The organism is Pseudoalteromonas umbrosa (genome assembly GCF_030125375.1).
GTDB lineage: Bacteria > Pseudomonadota > Gammaproteobacteria > Enterobacterales > Alteromonadaceae > Pseudoalteromonas > Pseudoalteromonas umbrosa.
On the sequence record NZ_JASJUU010000004.1, the window covers coordinates 349,941 to 375,443 of the forward strand.

The 25,503-nt window shown below is 43.7% G+C and carries 20 protein-coding genes; 9 read left to right on the top strand and 11 right to left on the bottom strand.

The genetic code is table 11. The features are described 5' to 3' along the window. Positions 1–6 precede the first annotated feature (6 nt). Entirely contained in the window at positions 7–873 is an 867-nt protein-coding gene (locus QNM16_RS16460) for a DMT family transporter (RefSeq protein ID WP_284021512.1), read from the bottom strand. A gap of 22 nt (positions 874–895) precedes the next feature. Further along, positions 896–1,714, bottom strand: coding sequence for an arylamine N-acetyltransferase family protein (locus tag QNM16_RS16465; protein WP_284021513.1), 819 nt, complete (start codon positions 1,712–1,714; stop codon positions 896–898). A gap of 185 nt (positions 1,715–1,899) precedes the next feature. Here QNM16_RS16465 and QNM16_RS16470 point away from each other — a divergent pair, with 185 nt between their 5' ends. Both QNM16_RS16470 and QNM16_RS16475 read left to right on the top strand, forming a co-directional pair. Further along, positions 1,900–2,541 (top strand): NAD(P)-dependent oxidoreductase, encoded by a 642-nt coding sequence (locus QNM16_RS16470; protein ID WP_284021514.1) that lies wholly within the window; start codon positions 1,900–1,902, stop codon positions 2,539–2,541. 171 nt (positions 2,542–2,712) lie between these two features. Next, the gene (locus QNM16_RS16475) at positions 2,713–3,198 is read left to right on the top strand and encodes a MarR family winged helix-turn-helix transcriptional regulator (protein ID WP_284021515.1); all 486 of its coding nucleotides are present in this window, start codon (positions 2,713–2,715) and stop codon (positions 3,196–3,198) included. A gap of 5 nt (positions 3,199–3,203) precedes the next feature. On the opposite strand, the gene QNM16_RS16480 is transcribed toward QNM16_RS16475, so the two are convergent. The 3 genes from QNM16_RS16480 to QNM16_RS16490 all read right to left on the bottom strand — a co-directional run bounded on the left by QNM16_RS16480 (position 3,204) and on the right by QNM16_RS16490 (position 7,209). Then, the gene (locus QNM16_RS16480; protein WP_284021516.1) at positions 3,204–5,156 is read right to left on the bottom strand and encodes a BCCT family transporter; all 1,953 of its coding nucleotides are present in this window, start codon (positions 5,154–5,156) and stop codon (positions 3,204–3,206) included. A 416-nt stretch (positions 5,157–5,572) separates the two neighbouring features. Beyond that, the gene (locus QNM16_RS16485) at positions 5,573–6,421 is read right to left on the bottom strand and encodes a substrate-binding periplasmic protein (RefSeq protein ID WP_284021517.1); all 849 of its coding nucleotides are present in this window, start codon (positions 6,419–6,421) and stop codon (positions 5,573–5,575) included. A 305-nt stretch (positions 6,422–6,726) separates the two neighbouring features. Continuing rightward, complete coding sequence (locus tag QNM16_RS16490) at positions 6,727–7,209, bottom strand: rhodanese-like domain-containing protein (RefSeq protein ID WP_284021518.1); 483 nt, start codon at positions 7,207–7,209, stop codon at positions 6,727–6,729. A gap of 91 nt (positions 7,210–7,300) precedes the next feature. On the opposite strand from QNM16_RS16490, the gene QNM16_RS16495 reads away from it, so the two are divergent. Next, a complete protein-coding gene (locus QNM16_RS16495; protein WP_284021519.1) occupies positions 7,301–8,158 on the top strand; it encodes a LysR family transcriptional regulator in 858 nt (285 codons plus the stop codon). Between the two features lie 59 nt (positions 8,159–8,217). On the opposite strand, the gene gorA is transcribed toward QNM16_RS16495, so the two are convergent. Beyond that, complete coding sequence (gene gorA / locus QNM16_RS16500) at positions 8,218–9,576, bottom strand: glutathione-disulfide reductase (protein ID WP_237138493.1); 1,359 nt, start codon at positions 9,574–9,576, stop codon at positions 8,218–8,220. A gap of 152 nt (positions 9,577–9,728) precedes the next feature. Here gorA and prlC point away from each other — a divergent pair, with 152 nt between their 5' ends. From prlC to QNM16_RS16520, 4 genes are all read left to right on the top strand, one after another. Further along, positions 9,729–11,774, top strand: coding sequence for an oligopeptidase A (prlC, locus tag QNM16_RS16505; RefSeq protein ID WP_284021520.1), 2,046 nt, complete (start codon positions 9,729–9,731; stop codon positions 11,772–11,774). A gap of 122 nt (positions 11,775–11,896) precedes the next feature. Then, the gene (locus tag QNM16_RS16510) at positions 11,897–13,051 is read left to right on the top strand and encodes a response regulator (protein ID WP_284021521.1); all 1,155 of its coding nucleotides are present in this window, start codon (positions 11,897–11,899) and stop codon (positions 13,049–13,051) included. 86 nt (positions 13,052–13,137) lie between these two features. After that, on the top strand, positions 13,138–13,905 hold the full coding sequence (locus QNM16_RS16515; protein ID WP_284021522.1) for a class I SAM-dependent methyltransferase: 768 nt from the start codon (positions 13,138–13,140) through the stop codon (positions 13,903–13,905). A gap of 166 nt (positions 13,906–14,071) precedes the next feature. Continuing rightward, positions 14,072–16,000, top strand: coding sequence for a methyl-accepting chemotaxis protein (locus tag QNM16_RS16520; protein ID WP_284021523.1), 1,929 nt, complete (start codon positions 14,072–14,074; stop codon positions 15,998–16,000). 132 nt (positions 16,001–16,132) lie between these two features. Here QNM16_RS16520 and QNM16_RS16525 read toward each other — a convergent pair whose 3' ends face one another. Further along, a complete protein-coding gene (locus tag QNM16_RS16525) occupies positions 16,133–18,268 on the bottom strand; it encodes a S8 family peptidase (RefSeq protein ID WP_284021524.1) in 2,136 nt (711 codons plus the stop codon). A gap of 366 nt (positions 18,269–18,634) precedes the next feature. Here QNM16_RS16525 and QNM16_RS16530 point away from each other — a divergent pair, with 366 nt between their 5' ends. Both QNM16_RS16530 and QNM16_RS16535 read left to right on the top strand, forming a co-directional pair. Further along, positions 18,635–19,822, top strand: a complete 1,188-nt coding sequence (locus QNM16_RS16530; RefSeq protein ID WP_284021525.1) for a BaiN/RdsA family NAD(P)/FAD-dependent oxidoreductase — start codon at positions 18,635–18,637, stop codon at positions 19,820–19,822. A 695-nt stretch (positions 19,823–20,517) separates the two neighbouring features. After that, a complete protein-coding gene (locus QNM16_RS16535) occupies positions 20,518–21,486 on the top strand; it encodes a WD40 repeat domain-containing protein (RefSeq protein WP_284021526.1) in 969 nt (322 codons plus the stop codon). 241 nt (positions 21,487–21,727) lie between these two features. On the opposite strand, the gene QNM16_RS16540 is transcribed toward QNM16_RS16535, so the two are convergent. From QNM16_RS16540 to QNM16_RS16555, 4 genes are all read right to left on the bottom strand, one after another. Further along, positions 21,728–23,446, bottom strand: coding sequence for an alkaline phosphatase D family protein (locus QNM16_RS16540; protein WP_284021527.1), 1,719 nt, complete (start codon positions 23,444–23,446; stop codon positions 21,728–21,730). Between the two features lie 315 nt (positions 23,447–23,761). Next, positions 23,762–24,169: an ExbD/TolR family protein gene (locus QNM16_RS16545; protein ID WP_284021528.1), complete on the bottom strand. Its 408-nt coding sequence runs from the start codon at positions 24,167–24,169 to the stop codon at positions 23,762–23,764. A gap of 1 nt (position 24,170) precedes the next feature. Then, entirely contained in the window at positions 24,171–24,857 is a 687-nt protein-coding gene (locus QNM16_RS16550; protein ID WP_284021529.1) for a MotA/TolQ/ExbB proton channel family protein, read from the bottom strand. After that, a complete protein-coding gene (locus QNM16_RS16555) occupies positions 24,857–25,468 on the bottom strand; it encodes an energy transducer TonB (RefSeq protein WP_284021530.1) in 612 nt (203 codons plus the stop codon). Before QNM16_RS16555 ends, QNM16_RS16550 begins: the two co-directional genes overlap by 1 nt. Positions 25,469–25,503: the final 35 nt, after the last annotated feature.

The window sequence follows — 25,503 nt, forward strand, 5'->3', positions numbered from 1 at the left end:
AACATGTTAGGGTGCACGTGTTATCAAGTAAAGTGCAAAAAATGCAACTAATACAGCGGGTATGCTAAGTATAAACTGGGACAATCCGCCTTGAAAAAAGAGCACAAACGCGGGCACTAAATAGGTCATGGCTAAAAAAGCATTTGGGCTTACCTTTTTTAATAAGTGTTGCTGCAAAAAGAAAGTGCCCAGTGTCGTAAACAAGGTTAAGTAGATGAGCCATATCCAAAATGTGTGGCTCTGCCAAACTAAATGTGCAAGGTCACCATAAAACAGCATTATGGGGAAAAGCAGCAGGCTACCAAGGAGTGCAATATAAAATGTGCTGGTCAGGGCTGATTGTTTGGTTGCCCATTTTTTTATCAAAAGTACGTGTATTGCGAGACAAAAACAGGCAGCTAAAAATATAGAGTCTCCATATTGCCAATTGCTTAGATCCTGCAGGTTATTCTGTCCATTGATGAGCATCCAGATAGCGCTGGCGGTGCCAATCAAAAAACCGAGTAATTGGCTTGTGCAGGTTTTAATACCCATAAACATAAAACTCAAAAGCACACTGATGAGTGGCAGTAAGGTATAGATGACCGCCGTTTTTTCTGCGGTAATGGTTTTTAAAGATTCAAATAAGCCGACAAAAAACAGCACTAAAAACCCACTGATCAGAGCATACTGTCCGATTTGCTTTGCGGTTAGTTTGACGTTGCAGGAGCGCCAAATAAGCGGCGCGAGGCAAAGGCTTGTCAGGATAAAGCGCAGGCAAGTCGCTGCAATCGGACTGGCGTAAGGCAGTACTTTGCCAGACACCACAAACGACGAAGAAAGTAAGCCGACCCACATAAGTAGGAGTATGGACTGAGCGAGTGTGTGATTCATAATTTCCACCTCGGTAAAGGGATCAGCTTAGGTGTGCAGGTTTTGCAAACTTGCTAAACAAATAGGCGGATATTGCTTCATCAATATTGAGCGAAAACACGCCCGTAAGTAGCTGGTGGAGCTGCTCGGTGCTATCAATTTCAGTGATGTCAGTGTGGCTGGCGGTAATATGATGATATTCACAATTTCTTAGCGAGTGTGTTTCATCAAGTGTTTTTTTACTGACAACCAAGTTGTTTACAAAAGCAGCATTGGGGTGCTTGTGAGAATAAAAGTGACTAAGTTCACAGTCTGCTTCGCTATAGCGGTTAAGATCAAAAGTGTAGAGTGTGAAATATTCCCCATTCTTTAATACATCAAAACAGTACTCTTGGGCTTTATTTTGACTGATGCGATAGGTCATGTGCCCTTGTTGCTGTGGTACATCTAACACCAGCTTAAGCGGGAATGCCGCACCTTGCGGTCCAAAGCCAACATCGAGTAAATACTGTGTACCTTGATATGTGACGAGCGTTGCTCTGTGAGTTCTTGGTACTTCTACATCTCGGTTGTATACCACTTTGGCGAGCAGCAGTTTTACCTCAAAGCCTAAATTTTTCAGGACATGAAACACCAGCTTGTTATGTTCAAAACAATAACCACCAAATTGCTTTTGGATGATTTTAGTGAACAGATGGTCTACCTCCAAAGGCAAGGGTTGTTTTAACACTGCTGATACACTGTTGAATGTATGTTTGGCAACATGGCGGCTTTGTAGCTGCGCTAAAAAATCCGCGTTAAGTGGATGCTCTGTAAGCGCTAAATCAGCCAAATAGTCGTTTACGATTTGCATGTCAATCATGGTGTTTATTCCTTGTTTTCATTGAGTGCCCAGCTTAATCGTGAACGGATAGGTTGTAATGAACCTAGGTTTATTCATTTGAAATTTTTATTTTTTGCAGAAATAAACCTAGGTTAATTCCTATGATTGAAAATGCTTTTAAAGTGGAGGTGTTTCTTAAGCATACAAATTGGAAGGAGAAGTACATGCGTATCACAGTATTTGGGGCCACAGGTAATATAGGTCAGGCGGTAGTCAGTGAGGCAATTGCACGTGGACATCAAGTGACAGCAGTAACGCGAGACCTGCGTAAAGTGTCCAAGCTACCAGCTGACGCATATGCTCAAGTGGGTGATGTGAATGACATACAAGATGTGATCCGCTTGAGTAAAGAGCAAGATTTGGTGATCAGTGCAACGAGGCCAACGGCGGGGCAGGAAAAGCAACTTGTCGATATTGCTGAGTCACTGCTGACAGGTTTACGTGAAACTCGCACTCGTTTATTACTCGTTGGCGGTGCGGCTTGCTTGACTGTTCCCAACTCGAACGGTGCCTTGGTTTTAAACGATACTTCGCTGGTCCCCCCTGCATGGAAAGACATCGCTCAAGCCTGTTTTGAGCAATATCAACATTGTGAAACACATGAGAATCAAAATTGGAGTTATGCTAGCCCTTCGGCATTGATTGGTGCAGGCGCTCGTACTGAGCAGTTTAGAGTCAGCGAAGGCGAGTTATTGGTTGATGAGACGGGTAAGTCACATATTTCATGGCAAGACTTTGCAATTGCGCTAATAAATGAAGCTGAGTCGGCAACGTATGTAGGGAAAGTCTTTACGGCGGGTTATTAACTTAGCCACCGGCCGTTATCTTTAAATGCAGGTATTCTATATTAACTTGGCTTGAATATTGTCGCGCGTTTGTTGCCTTTGGCCTATTGATACTTATTGTGATTTCTTGTGGTTCACAGTCACTGAAGCGATTATACTGGCCAAATTGGTATTGTTCGGTAGCGCTAATAAATGGAAAAGTACGAAGAACTATTAGTCTCAATTAGAAAGGTGATCCGCGCCATTGACTTGCATTCAAAGCAACTTAATAAGTCGTCGGGTTTGACTGGCCCACAGCTGTTGATAATGCAGGAAATTGCGCGCGTAAAAGGCGTCACGGCGAGCCAAATTGCGAAGCATGTTAATTTAAGTGCCGCGACGGTGACCAACATACTTGATCGTTTGGAGAGCCGTGGTTTGGTAGAGCGGGTGCGCAGCGCACAAGATAAACGTCGCGTGAGTCTGTTTTTGTCTTCACAAGGAAAGAATTTATTAATTGATGCACCGCAGCCATTGCAAGAGCACTTTATACAAAACTTTTGTGAGTTAGAGGAATGGGAGCAATCTTTGTTACTTTCGTCTATGCAGCGGATCGCCACCATGATGGATGCAAATGAACTCGATGCGGCACCGGTGCTTGAGATAGCACCGATGAACCAAACTGAATCCGGAAAGTAGCTGTGCTACTCGCGTAGCACATTTAAGAAGTGAAGGTGCTTTTGATATTGCGCTAAGACATCGCTGATGATGGCATTTTCAGACCACCCCATGATGTCATAGTTTTGACCGCCTTCACTGAGGTACACTTCGGCGCGATAATACGAGTCACTGTCTGTGACATCACTTTGCGTAAAATCTGGTTGCAGAGCTTCACTTTTATACACACCATAAATGAAGTCGTGCTCGTCACCGTGGTGAACGGTGAGAATAACAGCTGCGTTATTGATTTTGACTTCAGCCTCGACTTGGTTGCTTTCAAATTCAGCCTTGATTTTTTTCAGCGCAGGCTTCACTTCTTTTAAAATAAATTTATCAACCTTACCTTTAGCTGGCGTTGCGATTAGCAGCGCGAGGCTTTCTTGCCACGTTTGCTCATCATTGACTTGGTTGTCAAACGTCATGGGCATGGTGTGTGTACTGCGTTTGGCATCGTCAATACGCAGTGCGCGAATGAGGCCGTAACAGGCGACGAGCAGCACCACTGAGAATGGCAGAGCACTGACGATGGTCAGTGTTTGCAGTGCATCAAGTCCTCCAGCTAAGCTCAGAGCAGCTGCGACAACCCCGACTCCAATCGACCAAAATAATCTTTGCCAAAGTGGAGTATTATTGCTGCCGTTTGAGCAGAGCATGTCGATAACCATGGCACCTGAGTCACAAGAGGTGACAAAAAACACCACAATCATGATGATAGATAGGCCGATTAAAAACTCTGATAGAGGGAAGTTTTCTAGAAATACAAACAGGGCAACGGCAGAGTTTTTGCTGACCATATCTGAGATCCCCGTCATGTCTTGCTCAAATATCATTGCCAGTGCCGAGTTACCAAAAATGGTCATCCACAATAAGGTGAATGCGGTCGGAATACAGGTAACGCCAATGACAAACTCTCGAATAGTACGGCCCTTTGATATACGTGCAATAAAGAGGCCTACAAAAGGAGCCCAAGCAAGCCACCAACCCCAATAAAAAATGGTCCAGCCGCCAATCCAATCTTTTTTCTCATACGCGAATAAGTTGAACGTGGTAGACACAATATCCGATAAATAATCACCGACATTTTGTACATATGCTTGCAGCAAAAATACACTTGGGCCAATAAAGAAGATCAGGGCTAACAGTACTACAGCAAGTATCATATTGGTCTGTGATAAAATCTTGATGCCTTTATCTAACCCCGTCGCTACGGAGATTGATGCCAGTGCTGTAATGGTGATCATAATGAAGACTTGATTTTGCACCGAGACATCAAAAGAGAACAAGTAGGCTAGTCCAGAGTTGACCTGCGCTGCGCCCAAGCCTAAAGAAGTAGCGACACCAAAGACAGTGCCGACAACGGCAAAAACATCCACAGCGTGGCCCATCCAGCCATGAATTCTGTCACCAATAATCGGGTAAAGCGCTGAGCGCAATGTCAGTGGTAATTTGTGTCGATAACTAAAATAAGCCAAAATCATCGCCACAATGGCGTAAATGGCCCATGCGTGGAAACCCCAGTGAAAAAAGGTGATCCGCATGGCTTCTTTAATGGCCTCAACTGAGTCTGTGTCTGCGGACGGAGGCGAGACAAAATGCATCACGGGCTCTGCGACACCGAAAAACATCAAACCTATTCCCATACCTGCGGCAAATAACATGGCCAGCCAAGTCGAAAAACTATAATCGGGGTCCGAGTGGTCGGGTCCTAATTTAATCTCGCCAAAACGTGACATGCTTAAATACACGACTAAGCCTAATATGATGGCGACGGTTAAGACATAAAACCAGCTGCCATTTTGGGTGATGGCTGATTGAGTAACAGAAAAGAGTGATGATGCGACGGAAGGGCTGATCACGGCAAAAATCACCAACGCCAATACAATTGCTGACGCGCTGTAAAAAACGGGGAGATTAAGTGAAGTGTTGTCTTTTTTCATAGTGAAACTCTATTTATTAGACTACAAATTATTTTGCTTGGCTAAAAATGAAAAGAAATAGGTAACTCATAAGCCAGCATCTATCTGGGACTTGAGTTGTTTGTTGATAGGCAATAACAGCGATGCTTCGCAAGTATTCATATATTCCTCATTGCCTGTTTTGCTGATAGAAACTCATATTGTTAGAGTTCTAATAGTTAGTATTGTAACTTTTTGGGAGTGATAATTAAAGTCGTGTAACAAGATGCTTTGGTTAGGTTTGTAAAAGTTATTTATTTTCATTACCTTAATTTAAACTTTGAATTTTTTTATGCGTATTAAATATATATAAATATTTTTTATTTTACTTTTGGTAGTGCACTTTATTTTAGTTGTAATTAATTTAGGGCCAATTTGATGCAATTGAACCATGGGCGTTACTGGCTGTGATTATCCAGCGCACCTCGCAACATGAGTTCGAGTTCTTGTGTATAAAAAGGAACGTATTTTTGAATATAGGTAAGCCTAAGGCCTTGCGAGTCCAATTCATCGAGTGCAGATTGCCATTTGTTGACAATTGTATCTGGCGTTTGCGCAGAAAAAGCCATATACACGCCATGCGGGGATAGCTGAATAGACATGGGGGTTAAGGCATCGAGTGAGTAGCCAGAAGAAGCGAGTATTTCCCGGGTATTCATCAGTGAAATAATTGTGCAATCAAAGCGGCTTCTGGGTTGGAGAAGTAATTGAATAGCTTCAAGTTGGCTGTCCGTTTCATGATATGGGATCTGATATTTTTTGTATATCTCTGTGTCCGCGACTTTGCGTTGTGATACACAGGTTGCTTGATGACGGCGAATGTCTCCCAGTTGCTTAAATTCTCTTTTATCGCTTGAGCGTTTGTATAAAACAGAACCGTCATATAAAAAAGGCCCCACCCATTTAAAGGCGGGGAGCCGTTCAGTCGTCTTTGCGACGATAAGATGCGCTCTATGGTAAAAGGTGACTTTACCAGAAGGTGACATAACTCTTTTTGGAGGTTGCTTTAATATGTTTAACCCTCGGGCAAAGGAGCTGACTTGCACAGGTTGGTAATGAGACAGGCGACTAGCCATTTGGTTGTAGATGTCTGCGACAAAACCTGAGGTGACTTTGCCATTTTCAATATAGACAAAAGGCTCAAGTGGATGCATTGACACAATCAGCTTGTGCTCCACTGTGTTGGCATACAAGGTGTGGCTGAGGATGCCCAAGAGTAAAAAGAAGAATGACCTAGCTTGCTTCATAGCCGCTCATATAACTTTGATGACAATTTGAGTATTGTGGTCAGTTTTATATTTGTCTATTTAAAGCCAATTTTAAGTGCGGATTTAATCGCCCCAAGACATGGGTGCTCAAAAACATTGCAAAACTGAGCATGTTGAGCGTTCATTTGCTTGTGATTTGCACATGTTGAGGTGTTTTTATTCTGATGTTCGGGCAGAGGATATTTTTATTAGCTGATATAAAAACCGTGTTGCATCACAGGACTTTCAGCGGTACTTGTTTAATTTGAGAGTGATAGAGCTTGTTTGTAACAAGCTCTATGCAGTTACTGTTGTGGGTCGCTTAAGTGCCTATTAACTGGGTAGCGCTCAAAGTCTTCCCAGTAGTGAATTCCACCTATCATTTCTTTGACTTTATAGCCTAGCTTAGCCAGCTTATAACCCGCCTTGGTCGCGCCATTGCAACCGGGGCCCCAACAGTACACAACAAACAAGGTATCGGCTGCAAAGTCAGCCATGCGTTCGGCGGTAATTTCATTGTTGGGTATGTTTATTGCGGTGATTGCATGGCTCTTGGCAAAAGCGTGTGCAGAGCGAGTATCTACGAGCACAAAGTTCTGCGTCCCTTGCTTGATATCGGCATACACATCGCTGCAATCCGTTTCACAGTCTAACTTTACACTAAAGTGTGCCTGCGCCGCGCTTGGTTCTGCGGTATTGTTTATTTGAATATTTGCCATCGGTATTTGTCCTGTTTGGTTGATGTTGTAACAGCTTACAAAGGGCTTTGCACTGGGTAAATTCATCATTTCTGAACGCGATGTTCACACATTGTGAATAGGTCTTGGTGACAGCCTGTTGTATATTTGTGGTCCAGATTCAAATAAGGTGAGTGAGCGCATGGAGTTTTACCATTTAAGGTCATTTGTAGTGGTTGCTGAGACGGGCAATTTAACCAAGGCGGCAAAACAGTTGTTTACTACACCACCTGCAGTCAGTGCCCATATTCGCGCATTAGAAGATGAGCTGAAAACCACATTATTTGAGCGCACCAGCAAAGGGATGCGATTGACCCCAAAAGGCGAGCAGTTGCGCTTGCAAGCGCAAAAAACCTTAGATAGTGCCACAGACATGGTGAATCTGGCGGTAGAAAATGCAGATCAAGTTATAGGCACCTTTAAACTGGGATTAAACCGAGATGCAAGTACATTGCGTATTGCAGAGTTGGTCAAAGCGCTCGTTCACCGCTGTCCGGGTATTGAGCTTGAGTTGCATGCGCTGAACACAGGGCAAATCCTTGAAAAGGTAAGCCGTGGTGAATTGGATGGCGGATTTGTTTATGGTGATATTTCGCCTGATCTATTTCATACTGAGTTAGCTTTGCAGCCCATTACCACGATAGTGCCAACCTCATTTGATATTACCGCGATTCAGAGCATTTACGAGCTTGCTGAGCTACCTTGGATAACCGTCGGTGAGCAGTGCCCGTTCGATACGGCACTGCAAAAACGGATTACTCAGTCTATTAAATCACAGGTGAAAAGTGCGGATAACACCTCTCGTGCGAGCTTGGTTGAACAGGGTGTTGGCGCCAGCTTTGTTGAACTGGAAGTGGCACAAGCCATGGTTACAGCCAAGCAAGCACAGCGACTCACCTTGTTGGATTTTGAGATACCTCTGAGTTTGGTAGCTAAAAAATCAGGGCTAACTAACCCAGTAGTTAAAACAGTATTGAAGGAGTTGGAAGTACTTTGGTAGGTGATGGTATCTTCTGAGCTTAAAAGCCAACTGAGCGTTTCAGTTGGCTTTTAACTATATTACCTCATCGTCACAAACTCTTCTGAGCCTGTTGGGTGGATAGCGACAACAGAATCGAAGTCTGCTTTAGTTGCACCCATCTTCATTGCTACACCAAAACCTTGGATCATCTCATCAACGGCAAAGCCAATGCCGTGTAAGCCAACGATTTTCTCTTCAGGGCCTGCACATACCAGCTTCATGCGACATGGCTGACGGTGTTGCGTCACCGCAGTATACATGGCTGCAAATGTCGAATTGTATACCTTGATGTTGTCTTCACCGTATTGCGCTTTGGCTTCAGGTTCTGTTAAACCTATGGTGCCAATCGGTGGGTGACTGAATACTACAGTAGGAACTAGGTTGTAATCCATTTTCGCGTTAGGTAGCTCTGGGTTGAATAGGCGTTCAGCCAGCATACGGCCCGCTTTAACTGCAACAGGTGTCAGCTCGATACCACCTTCCATGATATCGCCAAGTGCGTAAATACCTGGTACTGAGGTATTTTGCCACTCATCAACCTTCACAAAACCTCTTTCAGTAACATCCACATCAGTTGCTGCAAGGTTGATTTTATCTGTCACAGGCTCGCGACCAATCGCCCAAATCACTTGGTCAACAGTGTGTGATTCACCATTTTCAAGGTGTAGAGTTACTGAACCATCAGCCTCTTTCACGAGCTCTTTAGGCGTTGAGTTAGTGTGTAATGTTGGGCCTTCTTTTTCCATGACTTCAGTGAGCGTTTCAACCACCATAGGGTCAAAGTTGCGCAGTGGGGCATGTTTACGCACAAATAAGTGGGTTTCTGTACCTAGGCTGTGCAGCACACCAGCAAGCTCTACAGCAATGTAACCTGCGCCAATGACGGCAACACGGCGTGGCTGCTCGTTTAATTCAAAAAAGCCATTTGAGTCTATTCCGTGCTCGGCACCTGGAATATTTGGAATGCTTGGACGACCGCCCACTGCAATACAGATATGATCTGCGGTGTACTGTTCGCCATTTACTTCGATGGTTTTATTATCGATGAACTTGGCAAAGCCGTTGATCACAGTCACGCCATTGCTGGCAAGATATTTGTTGTAACCTTGGTGAATACGGCCAATATAAGCCTCACGGCTTTCAACTAATTTGGCCCAATTGAAGTTTTTTAGCTCAACGTCAAAGCCGTAATCTGGTGCATAAAGTTTGATGGCTTCAGCAACTTGTGCGCCGTGCCACATTACTTTTTTAGGCACACAGCCAACGTTCACACAGGTGCCTCCCATGTGTTTTGCTTCGACAAGGGCGACTTTTGCGCCACGCATTGCCGCTCGGTTTGCTGATGCGATACCACCGCTACCACCGCCAATGGCAATGTAGTCAAAATGTTGAGCCATAATGTTTCCTCTTCTGAATTCGCTGAACTAGTCTTAGTATGACAGCTTTTATACGCCATAACTTTCAACTAGATTAGTAAGTTTTACTTGTATTTGCGCTATTAGCCCTTATTTCAAGTTTATTCAGGAAATAAAAAATTAAGAGAGACACTATGAGCAACCCATTAATTGGCCTTGAAGGATTACCGCCATTTTCAAAAATAAAGCCTGAGCATGTTGTTCCTGCGTTAAAAGCAGCTATTGAGCACAGTCGTAAAACCATAGATACAGTACTAGAGCAGACGCAATTTACTTGGCAAAATTTTGTTGAACCTCTTGAGGAAGCCGATGATAAGTTGTCTAAAATGTGGTCGCCAGTGTCTCATATGCACTCAGTGGTTAATAATGAAGAGTTAAGAAAAGCGTATGATGAGTGCTTGCCATTAATTTCAGAGTACTCTACATATGCAGGTCAGCATCAAGGGTTGTACCAAGCGTACCTTTCAATTGAGCAAAGTGACGACTTTGAAAACTTAAGTACAGCACAACAAAAAACCATTAAAAATGCGTTAAGAGACTTTAAGTTATCAGGTATTGCATTAAATGAAGATGGGCAAAAACGTTATGGAGAGATAAGCGCAAGGCTTTCGGAGTTGGCTGCCAAATTTGGTAATAATGTGATGGATGCCACCCAAGCATGGCATTTACATGTTACTAATGAGGCTGATTTAGGTGGATTACCAGAGTCGGCATTGGCGCTTGCAGCACATACTGCACAAGCAAAAGAACTTGAAGGCTGGGTATTTACGTTAGACATTCCTTCTTACTTACCGATTATGACGTATGCAGACAATCGTGATTTGCGAGAGCAAATGTACAGAGCTTATGTTACGCGTGCATCAGATCAAGGCCCAAATGGTGGAGAGTTTGATAACTCAGAGCTGATGAGCGAAGAGTTAGCACTACGTCACGAATTGGCCGTGTTGTTAGGTTTTGATAGCTATGCGGATAAATCGCTGGCAACCAAAATGGCTGAAACACCTACACAAGTTTTTGACTTTTTGAATGATTTGGCGAAAAAGTCAAAGCCTCAAGCGCAGCAAGAAGTAGATGAATTGAGAGCATTCGCTAAAGATGAGCATCAAGTCGAGCAGTTAGAAGCGTGGGATTATGGCTATTACGGTGAAAAACTAAAGCAAGCTAAATATGCTATTTCAGATGAATTATTGCGTCCATATTTCCCTGCGGATCGCGTGTTAAGTGGTTTATTTGAAACAGTGAACCGCCTGTTTGGAATTAAAGTTACTGAAGTCACTGAGTTTGACAGTTATCACGAAGATGTACGCTTTTTCGCTATTCATGACCGCAGTGGCGTGCTGCGTGGTCACTTTTATTTAGATTTATATGCGCGTGAACATAAACGTGGTGGCGCTTGGATGGACGATTGCATGGGCCGCCGAACATTGTCAGATGGTACATTGCAAACACCAGTTGCTTACCTTGTATGTAACTTTAATAAAGCAGTGGGAGATAAGCCTGCACTGTTTACTCACAACGAAGTAACCACCTTATTCCATGAGTTTGGTCATGGTATTCACCACATGCTGACGCAAATCGATGCGCCTGCTGTTGCGGGTATTAATGGTGTTGCATGGGATGCGGTTGAGCTACCTAGTCAATTTTTAGAAAATTGGTGTTATGAAGAAGAGGCGCTGAGCTTCATATCTGGGCACTACGAAAGTGGTGAGCCATTACCAAAAGAGTTATTAGATAAATTATTGGCTGCTAAAAATTATCAGTCGGCAATGCAAATGCTCAGGCAGATTGAGTTTTCACTGTTTGATTTCCACATTCATGCGGATTATCAGCAAGGTGAAGCGTGCCAGATCCAAGCAAGATTAGATAAAGTCAGAGAGCAGGTGGCAATTATTAAAGCGCCAGACTTTAATCGTTTCCAGCATGGCTTTAGTCATATCTTTGCGGGTGGTTATTGCGCAGGTTACTACTCGTATAAATGGGCAGAGGTACTTTCAGCAGATGCCTATTCTCGCTTCGAAGAAGAAGGGATTTTCAATGCGCAAACAGGTAAAGACTTTATGGAAAACATCCTAGAAATGGGCGGTTCAGAAGAGCCTATGGTGTTATTCCAACGCTTTAGAGGTCGTACGCCACAAGTTGATGCATTGTTGCGTCACAGTGGTATTGGCAAAGCCGCATAAGCGTATATTGCAATCTCCACATGAACAAAGCGTCCGAAAGGGCGCTTTGTTGTTTTTGCACTCGCAAAATAAACAGTTCCGTCTATGCTTTGGTAAAGACCTGATCTTGTAGGGAAAGCCATATGACAAATTTAGTGCTTGCCATTGACGATGACAAGCTCATTCACCATGTTATCGAGCAGTCATTATCGCAAAGCTGTAAATTGATCCACGCTAAAAATGGCGAGCAAGGCTTAAGGTTAGCAATTAAATATCAACCCGATATTATTTTGCTCGACGTTGAAATGCCGGGCATGTCCGGTTTTGAAGTGTGTGAGCGCTTAAAAGCGGGAGACCACACTGCTGATATTCCAGTGATGTTCTTATCTTCCAAATCCGATATTAGCGAACGTATGCGCGGGTATAATGCGGGTGCGGCTGATTACATTGTAAAGCCATTTGAAGGGTCTGAATTATTGGCGCGGATCAAAGTCTTGGATGATTACCGCCGTCAATCAGTGGCGCTTAAGCAAGACATGCAAAGGGCACAAATTACCGCAGAAATTGCCATGACAGATTCTGGAGATATGGGTCGCATAATGCGCTATGTCGGCCAGTCTTACCATGCCCATGATTTAACCACTTTGTCTGAGTACTTTTTAGAGTTTTTTACGCCGCTCAATTTAGAGGTTGCGCTGGCTTTTTGGTACCACAATCAGGCGGTGTTCTTTTCCCAAGAGGGTGCAATACAGCCGATAGAGCAAGAACTGTTAGAAACCAACAAAGAGGGCAGCCGGTTTGTTGATTTTGGTCGGCGCACTATTATCAATTATCCCAAAGTATCCTTATTAATTAAAAACATGCCTACCGATGATCCTGCGCTGTATGGTCGCTTTAAGGATTTGCTGCCCCATATTCTCGAGGCTACCAATGCCAAAATAAAAGATATGGAAGTGAGCGAAGTTGCATTAAATAAGGTTGAGGAAATTGGCTTGGCATTTGCGCAATTGAGTGAACAGCTAGGTGGCATTGGAGAGGTTTATGGCGCGAAGGTCGCTGAATTTGATCAGTTTGTTAAAAATGAAGCAGTTATGGCTGGACTGGATGAATCACACAAGGTGTCTCTTGAGCGTTTGAGTGAGCACTTTCTCTTTGTAAATGATGAGTTCTCAATTATTCGTTACAAGCTGGGTGAAATCACCCAAGTACGCCAAGAGCTTATCCAAAGCCTAAACCAAATGGCCAAGCCTTGGGGTGAAGATGAAGTGCCCGCACAGACGGACATTGAATTGTTTTAGTCGATGCGACACAACCGCGTCGATTGGATTCTTTTTTTATCAATTAAACGATATAATCTGCAGGCTTAGACGACAGGAGCTTGCAGTTGTATATTCACACGCCATTTGAAGAAAACCGTTCTTATTTAGATGAGATCACAAAACGCTTTGAGTTAGATAAACATAAAGCGCTCGACGAGGACTTTCGTTTGATCTATGACGAAGCGGGGCTGGCGCTATTTAAAAAAGATGAGCCAAAACTTGGTGCTATTCGTGTTGATTTTGTTACCGGTGCCAGCGCCCATAGACGCAAGTTTGGTGGTGGGAAAGGGCAAGCTATTGCTAAAGCGGTTGGACTAAATAAAGGGGTTACACCTGTGGTATTGGATGCCACCGCTGGTCTTGGGCGTGATGCATTTGTATTGGCGTCTTTAGGCTGTAAAGTATTAATGCATGAGAGGCACCCTGTGGTCGCAGCGCTTTTATATGACGGTTTGCAGCGCGCTTATCAAGATGCCGAAATTGGCCGCTGGATGCAAGATAATATGCACATCGTATTTGGCTCAAGCCACGCACTACTTGAACAGGCGGTGCATGATGAGTCGAGCCGCCCTGATGTGGTGTATTTAGATCCCATGTTTCCGCACCGTGAAAAGTCCGCACAAGTGAAAAAAGAAATGCGCGTGTTTCAATCCTTGGTCGGTGCAGATAATGACGCTGACGCCTTACTGCCTTTTGCGACTCAATTGGCGACCAAGCGAGTTGTGGTAAAACGCCCAGATTACGCACCTTTTTTAAATTCACAAACACCCAGCATGCAAATTACCACTAAGAAGAACCGCTTTGATGTCTATGTCAACGCGGCAATGAAGTAAACATCTGCACGCAGACTTTTACCTTGTCGCGAGTTTGTACACAAAAAGCATACTAAAAAAGTATGCTTTTATCTGAGATTGCTCATTTGGCAAACAACTTACATCAAAATGTCATAAAAGGTTAATACTCTGAGCCCGAAATTCACTTTTTGGGATTGTAGTACATATGCGTGTTTCATCTTTCACTCGGCTGCTGGCGGTGTTGTTAGCCATTGCCAGTATCATTCTTGCGGCGACCTTATTGTGGGCAAGTCAGGTCTTTAGTAAGTTAGATCAGCAAGATAGCGCATATACTCAGCTTAAAAATACGGTTTTAATTGATTTAGCAGGTACGGTTGAAGATTACCTCAGCTCAGGTGATAGTCTGTATCTAAATCAGGCTAGTGAGCAGATCAATATCATCAAAAATAAGCATTTAGCAACCATGTCTAGTGATGTCATGCAGGATATGGAAAAGCAACTTGATGCATTAAATGGCGATATTCAGGGCAAGTACCGTGCGCTTGGTAAGCTATCGGGCAATGAATTGGCACTACTTGATAATGCTCTTCGGCAAATGGCGGGGTCTGCCTCCTCATTGATGAATTATGTTGCGCAGGCGCAAGGCCATGTCTTGAGTGAACGTTATTATACATTGGCGTCCGATTACTATTTTGAAACCACCAATTTAAGTATTTATACCTACCAACTGGTGTTGCACTATGACCAAGCAACACAGCAAAGTTTGCACAAATCATTGAGTAGACTACAAACCCTTTCATCGCAAATTGATAGGCTAGATGACTTAGGTGTGATGACTGAAGTGGATGAGGATGAGCTTTTTTTAGGGGAAGAGCCTGAAGATTTAGCGCAAGAGATTAAGTCCGAATTGAGTAGCTGGCCAAATCGCTTTAGCCGTGACTTAGAAAATACATTACGTCAGGCGCAGCAACGCCAAGCTGGAATTACGGCACTGCGTGGCGATATTAAGCAATTATCATCACTGATGTTAGATGCAGGCGCGCAATTAAAACGCCGTCAGATAGAGTTAAAGTCTCAAGTATTTACTATCTTTGGCGCTGCCATTGGCTTGCTTGTGTTGTTAGCTGGCGGCGTGTATTGGGTCCAATTTAGTCAAGTGCTGACACCGCTGCGTAACTTACGAGATGGCTTTGCCTTTTTAATTGAGAGCAATGAGCTGAAACAGATTAAGTGCAAGCGAGCCAATACTGAAGTCGGTGAAATTGCGCAGTACTTTAACCAATTGATTGAAAGGCAGCGGGTAGAAGCACAAGAGCGCGAACAAATGCTGCAAGTGATCAATGACTTTATGCAGGATATGAATCAAAACTTAGCCAGCATTAGTCAGCAGTCAGAGCATACTTATGAACAGGTCGCGCATAATCAGCATCAGCTAGATGAGATTAAGTCTATTGGCTTTGAAGCCAGTAATATCAATCAGCAAGTGGCTGATAACGCGAGTGATACATTTAATGCGATGACACAAAGTGTCGGCTTTGCTGAGTCGATGCTCAAGGCCAGCTCAAGTACTCAAAGCCGTGTTGACCAAGGGTTGGTGAGTCTTAATGAATTACTGGTTGGAGTCGAAGATGTGGGTAAGGTGATAGAGATGATCCACACCATTGCTGAGCAGACTAACTTATTAGCACTGAACGCGGCCATTGAGTCTGCGCGTGCTGGTGAGCACGGTCGAGGCTTTGCGGTAGTGGCTGATGAAGTGAGAAAGCTTGCTCGTCAAACTCAGGACTCGCTCACAGACATCAATGCACAACTTAACATCTTAAGTGATAATTCTAGCAAGGTATCAAACCAGATCAGTGCGTTAGCCCAAGAGGCGCAGCAGCAAACTGAACATGCACAAGAGTTAAAGCGTAACTCAGAAGGCGTTGCAGAGCGTGCACAAGGTGCCAGCCAAGTAGCTGCAGATGCGATGGCTCTGAGCAATCAACAAACTGATTTGGTAGATAGTTTTAGCAGTTCTATGGCCACCATGAAAGCGCAAGTGAGTGGGTCAAACCAACAGATCAGCGATATTCAACAGCGCTTAGAGCAGCAAATGGCACAGATTAGAGCAAGCTTAGGCTTGCAGTCATGAGTATTGATTAACGTGAGAGTAAGCAAAAAGCCAAACGTATGTTTGGCTTTTTTATTATCTGAATATATCTGACGCGGGATAGAAAAAGCCGGAGTGACTCCGGCTTTATATTTTTACATTGTGTGCTTTAAATTATTTGTACTGTGCGTCTAGTGTCACGCCAGAGAAAGTACGGTATGCACGTAGACCAATGTGCCAAACACCAGCTGCTGGGTTAGTGATGGTACATGTTTCTGCGTTACCACCTTCATATGGACGACACTGGTAAGTAGACGTCGAAGGTGCGCTACCTGGATTTACATAAAGGTCAGCATCACCTGAACCACCTGAGATTTTAACCGTTAGGCTCGACATGCCAGCAGGGACAGTCACTTGGTGACGGCTCCAGTTGCCTGTTGATGCAGATAGGTTTGTCTCAGTGATACCACCAGGTTGTGTACCTGTGCTTTCTGCGTTTGCAACAAGGCTCACACCGCTATACGCAGAATAACCGCGCATCATCACGTGATATGTGCCAGAAGCGTTATCGATAGTACAAACTTCGTTGTTACCGCCTTCATATGGGCGACAGTCATAAGTCGTAGTAGTTGGCTTAGCACCTGCTCTTACGTACAGGTCAGCGTCACCCGTACCACCACTCATTGTGAAGGTTACTTTGCTCGCGCCAGCAGGCGTTTCAAATGTGAAGAAGGCTTCAGCATCTTTTGCACCACTTAGGCCAGTTTTTGCTTCACCATCAACTAATACATTGTCACCTGGGTTTGTATTGTCGTTGCCAAGTGCCATATCAACTGCCGCGTTTGCGTCAACGATACCTGTACCACAGTTAGTACATGTTGCAGGGAAGCTACGTGTTGTATTTTTAAGAATTGTTTCGATTTCGTCAGGCGTTGCAGTAGGTTTTGCTTGCTTGATAAGCGCTGCAATACCCGCAACATGTGGCGCTGCCATCGACGTACCTTGTGAGTAGCTATAGCTATCGTTCACAGGTGTGTTGCTACCTGAGTTGTAAGTAGAAAGAATGCCTTCAGGATCGTTGGCGAAGCTTTGTGCGCCACCAGGTGCAGCAACGTCAATTGAAGAACCATAGTTTGAGTAGTATGCACGGCCACCGTCACGACCAACAGACGCAACGTTAACGATACCAGCACAGTTACCTGGGTTGTAGTTGTTTGCATTGTCGTTGTCGTTACCCGCAGCGATAACAATCACAGAGCCGTTTGCACGTGCTTGGTTAATCGCATTTTGTGTGGTAGAGCTACATGCACCGCTGCCACCTAAACTCATGTTGATAACATCAGCTGGGTTTGCATTTGCAGGTACGCCTGCGACTGAGCCACCTGATGCCCAGATGATACCGTCAGCGATATCAGATGTTAAACCACCACATTTACCAAGTACACGTACTGGTACAACTTTAGAATCATAAGCAACACCGGCAACACCTTCACCATTGTTAGTTACCGCAGCAACAGTACCTGCAACGTGTGTACCGTGCCAGCTTGAATTACGTGCGCTGTGAGTATAACCACACTCGTTGGCTGTAACTGCATCACCTGGATCGCGTGCATCGCTGTCGCGACCACCGCCATCGTTGGCAACTGATAGGTTAGAGATCATGTCGTAACCTGGTAGGATATTTGCGTTTAAGTCAGCGTGCGGACGGTAACCTGTATCTAGTACCGCAACTACCACACCACTACCTGTTGCTTTGTCCCAAGCGGCTGGTGCATTAATACCACCTGCTGCTTCAAAGTAATGCCACTGTGAGCTGTAGCTTGGATCGTTTGGTGCAGCAAATGGCTGTAGCATTTGGTCAACTTCGATGTGTTCAACGTTGCCTGATGCAATCATGTCTTGCATGAATTTTTGAGTTTCAGCAGCGTTAAGCTTCTTGTCTGCACGCATTACGTGGTGGTTTGAAAGCGCCATCGGACGAACGTACTGCGCTTTAGCTGCTGCACGTTTGCTGTTGAAGCCTTTTACAAAACTGCGAGCACGTGTATTCATCATGGCAGGAGACATATCGGCACTTGAAAGTGACATGATGTCATTGCTGTTGTTGTTTTTATATTTAATGATGAATTGTGTACCGAAACCGCTTTGTGATTCTAATTTTTGCGCGATTTGGGCTTGGCTTGGCAGTGTTGGTGCCAATAACTCTACTTGCGTGTTAACACCTTCTGGCATTGCCATTACTGCGTTTGCTGAAAGTAATCCTGTCACAGCCATTGATATTGCTGCTAATTTAAAATTTCCTGTTGTCATTTTTTTACCCTTGTTTTACTTGTTGTTTTTCTTGGCAACCTCTCTGCGCCAAGAGGTTAACAAACGTAAATTCATTGTGCTTTTTGTGAAAGTATTGTTTTGTTATTTACACTATTCATTTAGTTATAAGGGGATGGATAAAAGGCTTTATTATTTCATTATCATTATGTTTTTATTAAACTTTATCAAAATATTCCTGGTTAAAGAATAAACTATTTTTCAATGTAAAAAAATGTAAATGATTTATCTCATATTCTAAAAAGTGATAGAAATATGCTTTTTTGGTTGTGTTTTGAACTATAAACTCCCCCTCAAGCTTAAAAAAAGTTATAATTGCGGCATAAGTTTTTCGTTTCAGAGTATACAATGTTGCAATTTGACGTGGTGATCATCGGCGCAGGTGCCGCTGGATTAATGTGTGCGGCGCAATCTGGTTACAGAGGCCGAAAGGTCGCTATTGTTGATATGGGTAAAAAAGTGGGAAGAAAAATTCTCATTAGTGGCGGTGGTCGTTGCAATTTTACCAATGAAAATGCCAGCCCAGAAAACTATCTATGTGCCAATCCTCACTTTGTAAAATCCAGTTTAAGCCGTTATAGCCAGCATGATTTTATTGAGCTGGTGGACCGTCATGGTTTAAATTATCACCACAAAACACTTGGGCAACTATTCTGTGATAACAGCGCGCAGGACATCGTTGATATTTTGATGACTGAATGTGAGTGGGCCGGCGTTGAAGTCTTTTTACGTAATGAAGTGCTCAATGTGGAACGTGACGAGCAAGGCTTATATATAGTTACTACTTCAGAGCATACATTTAGTTGTACTTCTTTAGTTGTTGCGTCAGGCGGTCTAACCATGCCAAAGCTGGGGGCAACACCAATCGGTTACAAAATTGCAGAGCAGTTTGGTTTAAATTTACTGCCAACAACCGCAGCACTAGTACCTTTTACCTTGCACGACCACGATAAAGCGCGCTTTGAAGGCTTGTCTGGGATCAGTGTCGATAGCTTAGTGACCAGTGATGATGGCACGCAGTTTAGAGAAAATATCTTGTTTACTCACCGCGGTCTATCGGGCCCTGCAATTTTACAGATATCCTCGTTTTGGCGAGCTGGGCAGGCGGTCAGTATCAACTTATTACCAGATACAAACGTTGCTGAGCTACTGCACGATTGGCGTCAAAACCAAGGCCAAAAGTCTGTTAAAAACCTGCTTGGACAACTGCTACCAAAACGCTTTGTTGATGCGTTAATTAACGATAACAGCGTACCGGATAAACCTGCTAACCAACTAACCCATGGTGAGATTGATACCATCGCCGCGACATTAACTGCTTGGCAAATAAAGCCCAATGGCACTGAAGGCTACCGCACCGCAGAGGTGACCTTAGGTGGTGTCGATAGTGACGAACTAAGCTCTAAAACTTTTGAAGCGAAAAAAGCCAAAGGCCTTTACTTTATCGGTGAAGTTACCGAAGTTACCGGCTGGCTCGGCGGCTATAATTTCCAATACGCATGGTCTAGCGGCTGGGCATGTGGGCAGGTGTGCTAGTTTTGTGTTGAGACAATAAAGTTTGTAACAAAGGGGTGATCGCTTCACCCCTTTATTGTATCTGCACATAGGTGCAAAATATACGTTGCGAAGCAAGGTTACTTTTGCGCAAGGTGAAATAAGCAACTTACACACATATTAAAAAGTTCTGATTAGCTCATTCATGTGCCTGCATGCCTTGGCCCGCATCAATGCCAGTACATGACTCATCAATTGCTTATTTTCAGGCGTCATAGAAAGGGAAGTAATGTTGTCTGAAAAGCTTTCATATCAAAGAGCCTGCTCTCGTTATTCTGACTAAGGTCAGGTCCCATTATGCAGAGGTGCTAGGTTTGTTTGCAATCTGCCCCTCGTCATTCTGACGAAAGTCAGAAACCATTTTGCAGCGCTGTCAGTTTGAGCAATGACTTTTGTACAAGGTGAAATGAGCAACTCAAACACATATTAAAAAGCATTGAGAACATACCTCTCGTTGAAAAACGCAATATCACCATGCAAAATGCGGGACCTGACTCCATTTGTTTCTAATTTGGAATCTTGGGTTGGCGAATTTATGGGCGTGGACGACGATTCAAAGCAAATTATCCAATCAGATAATTTGTTGGATTATGCCAAGAGTAATATCTGCAGTTGTGAACGTTTATTCGGAAACAAGATTATTGGCCTTAGCGCCTAATATTGAAAGGAATATAAAAATGAAAAAAATATCCGCTATTGCCTGCTCGTTACTATTAACGGGCTGTTTTTGGGGCTCTCACTTTGAAGCGCCAGCAAGCTCTCAAAAGCAACATGGCTCAGGGTTAGTGCAATCATCTGATCTCTCTCATGACGGTGCTTTGTCTATTATTGCAAGGCAAAATGAAGTTTGCCTATGGAGTAACCTCTCAGATAAAAAAGTATTTCCCTGTATCGCTGAGGGCAATATTGAGTTGTCAGGAATAGCCGAAAACGCCAGTGTGTTTTATATATCCAACAGGCTGTCTGTCAGCCTATTTTCGACAAACTCTGGCAAGCCGTTAGGCGCATGGTCAAGTGGTGAAAATATTATTAGAGATATTGCGATATCTAATGACGGTGAAACTTTACTGTTAGGGTATAGAAGCGGAAAAACGGAAGTGATAAATGTCAGAACTAATAGCCGAGCGCTATACAAGTTACACGACTTAGATGTAAACACCGTGGCGCTTTCTGCTGATGGGCGCACAGCAATGACAGGCTCCAGTGACAAATTCGCTAAACTGTGGGATGTACAAACAGGCAAAGAATTACAGTCTTATAAATTCTCTACCAGAGTCAACCATGTTTCTCTAAACGCTGACGCAACTAAGGCGTTTGTACTGGACTCTGTGGATGCTCGTCAGTTTATTGATTTAAAAGCACATGAGTTAAGCTCGTCCTTATCTACATTTGGCAACTTCATAGAATTTAATCAGTCGGTATTTATTAACAATGATCAGTGGTTACTCACCGCTTCTCCAAACCAAAAAGTGCAGATCTGGCGTGTTGCAGATGGGGATTTAATTGCAAAGTTTATGGCGAATAAAGTCGATGGTCGAAATCGAGCTTCAGTATTAAGCATCGCGGTGAATGAGTCTAAGCAAGTTATCATCAGTGAAACCAATGATGGCGTTGTGGAAACTTGGCCAATAAACACGCTGCTTTAAGTTCAAATACGGCAGTTACAACAGCATCGCATTGTAACTGCTTCGATTTATTAGAGTTCTGTTCATACAAAACTATGCGCTAACACAGCCTTCGTTATACTGAATTTTTTGGCTCAAAGTATCCCTTATTGCACATGGCATTATCTGGCTACTTGAGCTTCGTATAGGTTATGAGAGTGCAGTTTAATACAGGCACTTTCGACAATGCGATTGCTCAGCAAGACATGCTGAAAAGCCACCATCACATAATCCTTATCTCTTCCCTCTGCAACTCATCATCATTGGGCTTGCCATAATAGACGTTGGCGATAATCGACAAGGCATTGCTTTGCTCTTTTATATCGACCACTAAAAAGTTATTTTTACCTGCCATTTCAAATATGTTTTCTATCTCGATATGGGTTGAGCGATACATCTTTTTACTGCTATCGATGGCAACAGCTGCCATTTTTGGTGGTGGCTTGCGAGAGATGGCACTGGAGGTGATGTTCATCACTTTGGCTTTGGGGAAGGTCGAAGATGAGATCTTGAAGGCTGATGCGCAGTGCACATCACCGCTTAAAAAGGTGATGGGGACTTGATGGGCATGGGATAGCTCAAACACATGATCTAACATGATATTGCGCTCTTTGATGTTGGTGTCATTGCCCCATTCATCAATGGCATCGTCCATAGCACCAAAAATCTTTAACAGTAGGTCCATGTTATTCATCACCGCGTCATTCCAATGCACGACGGGGACGGCAGTGACAATAAAGATGGCTTTCACACCGCTGGCTGCCGTGTCGCTAAGCCACTGTGTAAAGCGTATTATTTGCTCAGGGCCCAATAAACGCGCGCCGTCTGCTTGATTTTCCACATCATGATGCGAGCGTGTATCAAGCACATAAACACCGATAGGACCTTTTATAAATCCGTAGTCCCATTGCTGCTGGTTATCTTCGATATCATAATGTCTGGTCGACACATTTGTATCTGGATTATGCAAATGCTGATAATCCAAATAAGCTCTCTTGGCGGCTTGGTACGCCAAGCGCGCGATGGTCGCGTTTATATGGTCATCATCGTATCCCCAAAAGAGACTGAGTTTATCTATTCGCTGTGCTTTTGTGAGGGAGCCCCAGCCGTCCATGATTTCATGGTCGTCCCACATCATGTATTGAGGGTAAGTGCGATATACCGATTGCTGCGAGCCGAAGTTCCAATAAATTCGATAATAGATGCGATAAAGCTTAGTTAAATAGTCTATAACGCCTTCTTTGTTGAGTGTGCCTTGTTCCGTATAGACGTCATATAACGCGTTTTTGTGGCGACTTAGCCAATCCCATAAATCTTCAATGTCAGTTTGAGCCGGTTTGCACTTTGATTGCGCTCTTTTGCCATGGGTATCACAGTAGACTTGATCGCCGCCGCCGATTACAAAGCGGGTGTTCCTTTCTGTAAGTGCTTCGCATAGATCTGGCCATAAGCCATCTGTAATCGACTTCTGTCCAAAGGGGTCGTGACAGCTATAAAACCCAAAACTAAAGTCACGCCAATTAGACCCTTGCTGATCCGTGTAGAAGGTGTGCTCGATACGGTAGCCCTTTTCAATTTTTCTCGGCAGTGTCTGGTGTGTATCGCCATAGGCAAATAAAAAGTAATGATAGCAGGTGTCTGGACTTAGCTGTTCTAGTGTGACACAGGCACAATTGTCATATTTTTCTTCTGTATCAACTGGGTACTTTATGATGCCTGCAGCACTGAAGCAGGCATCATCAGGGTGAGAGCTAAATTCGTTAAGGCGGGTTTTGATTGTGTCTATGTGGGCTGCTTCAACGAGTACGATACACCATTGTCCTGGCGTGAAGGTGCGTAGCCAAATTTTGGCTGTGGAGTCTGTGGTATGCCCAACAATACACATAGAGTTGAGCTTGGGTAGAGAGGACTCATATTGATTGGGGTCGGGTAATCTTGTCATGTCTACTCCTTGGGCGGCTGGATGAATTAAACATTATCCATGTGGACGGTATGGTTTAACGTCTGTGATAGTCAAAAGTATAGTGCGGTTTTCAACAGGTATTGGGGTTTCGCTAGTTAAGTAGTGCAGATTGGCTGCGCTTGGCACAGCGCATATACGAGCGCATAACTTGGCAGTAATAGGTAGTAATATCTTTTTGGTCAGGCTCAAGGATATAGTGGATGCATACCGATGTGATGGCATTGAGATGTGACTTAGAATAGGTGTACAGCTTTCTTAAGAAGCCAATAGGTAAGCAGTGTGGTTGCTGCCTGCCTATTTTTTTTGTTCCTCTTGCTTTGCAAAACTGACTTTATCTATATTTAACTCGTTTAGCAGTGACATTAAACCATGCACATCCTGATATTGGGTTTTACTGCCAACATTTAAATGCACACTTAAATCGCTCTGTTCGGCTTGTTCGGTTAAATAATGTCTCACTTGAGCTTGGTTACGCACTTGGCCATCTAGTAGCCATATACCCTTGTCATTAATTGAAAGGGTGAGCTGTGCAGATTGCATGGCTTGAGTTTGACCATTGCTGACATTGACATTAAGTGCTTTGGTGAGCAGAGGGGAGGTGATTAGAACAATAACCAATAATACCAACATGACATCAATCAAAGGCAGCATATTGGGCTCTTTAATGCTGGGAGCATGTGCATCTTGCTGATTAAAATCCATATTAAGATCCCGATAAATGTGCAGGCGAGTGGCCAGTTAATAGGTAATTATGCCACTGTTGGGCAAAATAATTGAGGTCAGTTTGTAGTTGCTCATATTGCTTGGCGAAAAAGTTATAAAACAACACAGCTGGAATGGCAACAGCGATGCCCACACCAGTAATAATTAGTGCCTCAGCAATGGCTGGTGCAAGGGCTGTCAGTGTTGCCATTGTTTGCTCGCCAATGACGTTCAGAGATAAGTGAATGCCCCAAACTGTGCCTAGTAAACCGATAAAGGGCGCGCAGGCGGCGGTGGTAGCAAGTAAGTTCAAGCCATGTTTAGGTAAGGCGCGCTTACTGTATAACGTTAATTGACTGGCGAGAAAGTCAGGCAGCGGTAGTTGTTCACTTGGGGCGTCTAGATATTGCTGCTTTGCTAAGTTGCCTACTTTTGCAATGTGGTAATACAGACCAAAGCGTTTGAAAAGTTTAGGGCTTTGCGATACATGGGCTTGTCGAAAAGCGGCTAATGTTTCTTGCTTATGCCACAGTTGCTTTGCATGACTTTGCTGACGCTTGATACATAGTAAAGACCAAAACAAATGAAGTGCTCGGCTCCAAGTCAGACATGACATGACTAAAAGCAGTAAAAAAATGGCAAGAATGATTGGGTCAAACTGGCTGAGATATATAAGTATGTTTGTCATTACGGGTTGGACTCGATGGTTTTATTGTTATGTATATGGGCTTTTTCAATTTCAAAAATAATACGTTGCTGATACCAGTGTGAAATCGCTTCTTCATTGAGTAATGTGGGATAAAAAGACCAATCTACAATGGCGTTTTTCGCAGCCAAATCTAGGGTGTCAAAACCACTACTTTTAACTATGCGTGGAGATTCCACACCACCAAGGGCATTGACCAAAAACTTTACGGTAACGACACCTTGTTGACCTGCGGCTTTTGCATCTTCTGGGTACACTGGCTGTGGGACGTTAATTGGCCTAGCAAGTTGCTTGTGCTGTGCAGGTGTTGACTTTGCATTGATATCTTTTTGTTTAGCTGCTTCTTTGTTGTGAGTGCTTACTATTGATTCTGTGTCTGTATCTTCAACCTGTGTGGCGTGCTGTTGTGTATTTTTGTGTGCAAAGTCACTTTGCTGTGGTGTGTTTACAGCTGGTGGCGGTAATTCTGCCAGCGTCATTGTTAGGTGATTAGGTGTTATAGAAGTTGCTTCTTCTTTATCATCAGTTAAAAACCCGAGTACAAGTGCATGCAAGGCCACAACCAATATCAACAAAACAAAAAATCGCATCATCTAATCATAGTTATTTGGTTTAAATCATGCTTATG

What these genes read in the sequence shown, in the direction of transcription:
- QNM16_RS16460 (WP_284021512.1), bottom strand. Translation starts at nt 873, where the DNA reads ATGAATCACACACTCGCTCAGTCCATACTCCTACTTATGTGGGTCGGC.
- QNM16_RS16465 (WP_284021513.1), bottom strand. Translation starts at nt 1,714, where the DNA reads ATGATTGACATGCAAATCGTAAACGACTATTTGGCTGATTTAGCGCTT.
- QNM16_RS16470 (WP_284021514.1), top strand. Translation starts at nt 1,900, where the DNA reads ATGCGTATCACAGTATTTGGGGCCACAGGTAATATAGGTCAGGCGGTA.
- QNM16_RS16475 (WP_284021515.1), top strand. Translation starts at nt 2,713, where the DNA reads ATGGAAAAGTACGAAGAACTATTAGTCTCAATTAGAAAGGTGATCCGC.
- QNM16_RS16480 (WP_284021516.1), bottom strand. Translation starts at nt 5,156, where the DNA reads ATGAAAAAAGACAACACTTCACTTAATCTCCCCGTTTTTTACAGCGCG.
- QNM16_RS16485 (WP_284021517.1), bottom strand. Translation starts at nt 6,421, where the DNA reads ATGAAGCAAGCTAGGTCATTCTTCTTTTTACTCTTGGGCATCCTCAGC.
- QNM16_RS16490 (WP_284021518.1), bottom strand. Translation starts at nt 7,209, where the DNA reads ATGATGAATTTACCCAGTGCAAAGCCCTTTGTAAGCTGTTACAACATC.
- QNM16_RS16495 (WP_284021519.1), top strand. Translation starts at nt 7,301, where the DNA reads ATGGAGTTTTACCATTTAAGGTCATTTGTAGTGGTTGCTGAGACGGGC.
- gorA (WP_237138493.1), bottom strand. Translation starts at nt 9,576, where the DNA reads ATGGCTCAACATTTTGACTACATTGCCATTGGCGGTGGTAGCGGTGGT.
- prlC (WP_284021520.1), top strand. Translation starts at nt 9,729, where the DNA reads ATGAGCAACCCATTAATTGGCCTTGAAGGATTACCGCCATTTTCAAAA.
- QNM16_RS16510 (WP_284021521.1), top strand. Translation starts at nt 11,897, where the DNA reads ATGACAAATTTAGTGCTTGCCATTGACGATGACAAGCTCATTCACCAT.
- QNM16_RS16520 (WP_284021523.1), top strand. Translation starts at nt 14,072, where the DNA reads ATGCGTGTTTCATCTTTCACTCGGCTGCTGGCGGTGTTGTTAGCCATT.
- QNM16_RS16525 (WP_284021524.1), bottom strand. Translation starts at nt 18,268, where the DNA reads ATGACAACAGGAAATTTTAAATTAGCAGCAATATCAATGGCTGTGACA.
- QNM16_RS16530 (WP_284021525.1), top strand. Translation starts at nt 18,635, where the DNA reads ATGTTGCAATTTGACGTGGTGATCATCGGCGCAGGTGCCGCTGGATTA.
- QNM16_RS16535 (WP_284021526.1), top strand. Translation starts at nt 20,518, where the DNA reads ATGAAAAAAATATCCGCTATTGCCTGCTCGTTACTATTAACGGGCTGT.
- QNM16_RS16540 (WP_284021527.1), bottom strand. Translation starts at nt 23,446, where the DNA reads ATGACAAGATTACCCGACCCCAATCAATATGAGTCCTCTCTACCCAAG.
- QNM16_RS16545 (WP_284021528.1), bottom strand. Translation starts at nt 24,169, where the DNA reads ATGGATTTTAATCAGCAAGATGCACATGCTCCCAGCATTAAAGAGCCC.
- QNM16_RS16550 (WP_284021529.1), bottom strand. Translation starts at nt 24,857, where the DNA reads ATGACAAACATACTTATATATCTCAGCCAGTTTGACCCAATCATTCTT.
- QNM16_RS16555 (WP_284021530.1), bottom strand. Translation starts at nt 25,468, where the DNA reads ATGATGCGATTTTTTGTTTTGTTGATATTGGTTGTGGCCTTGCATGCA.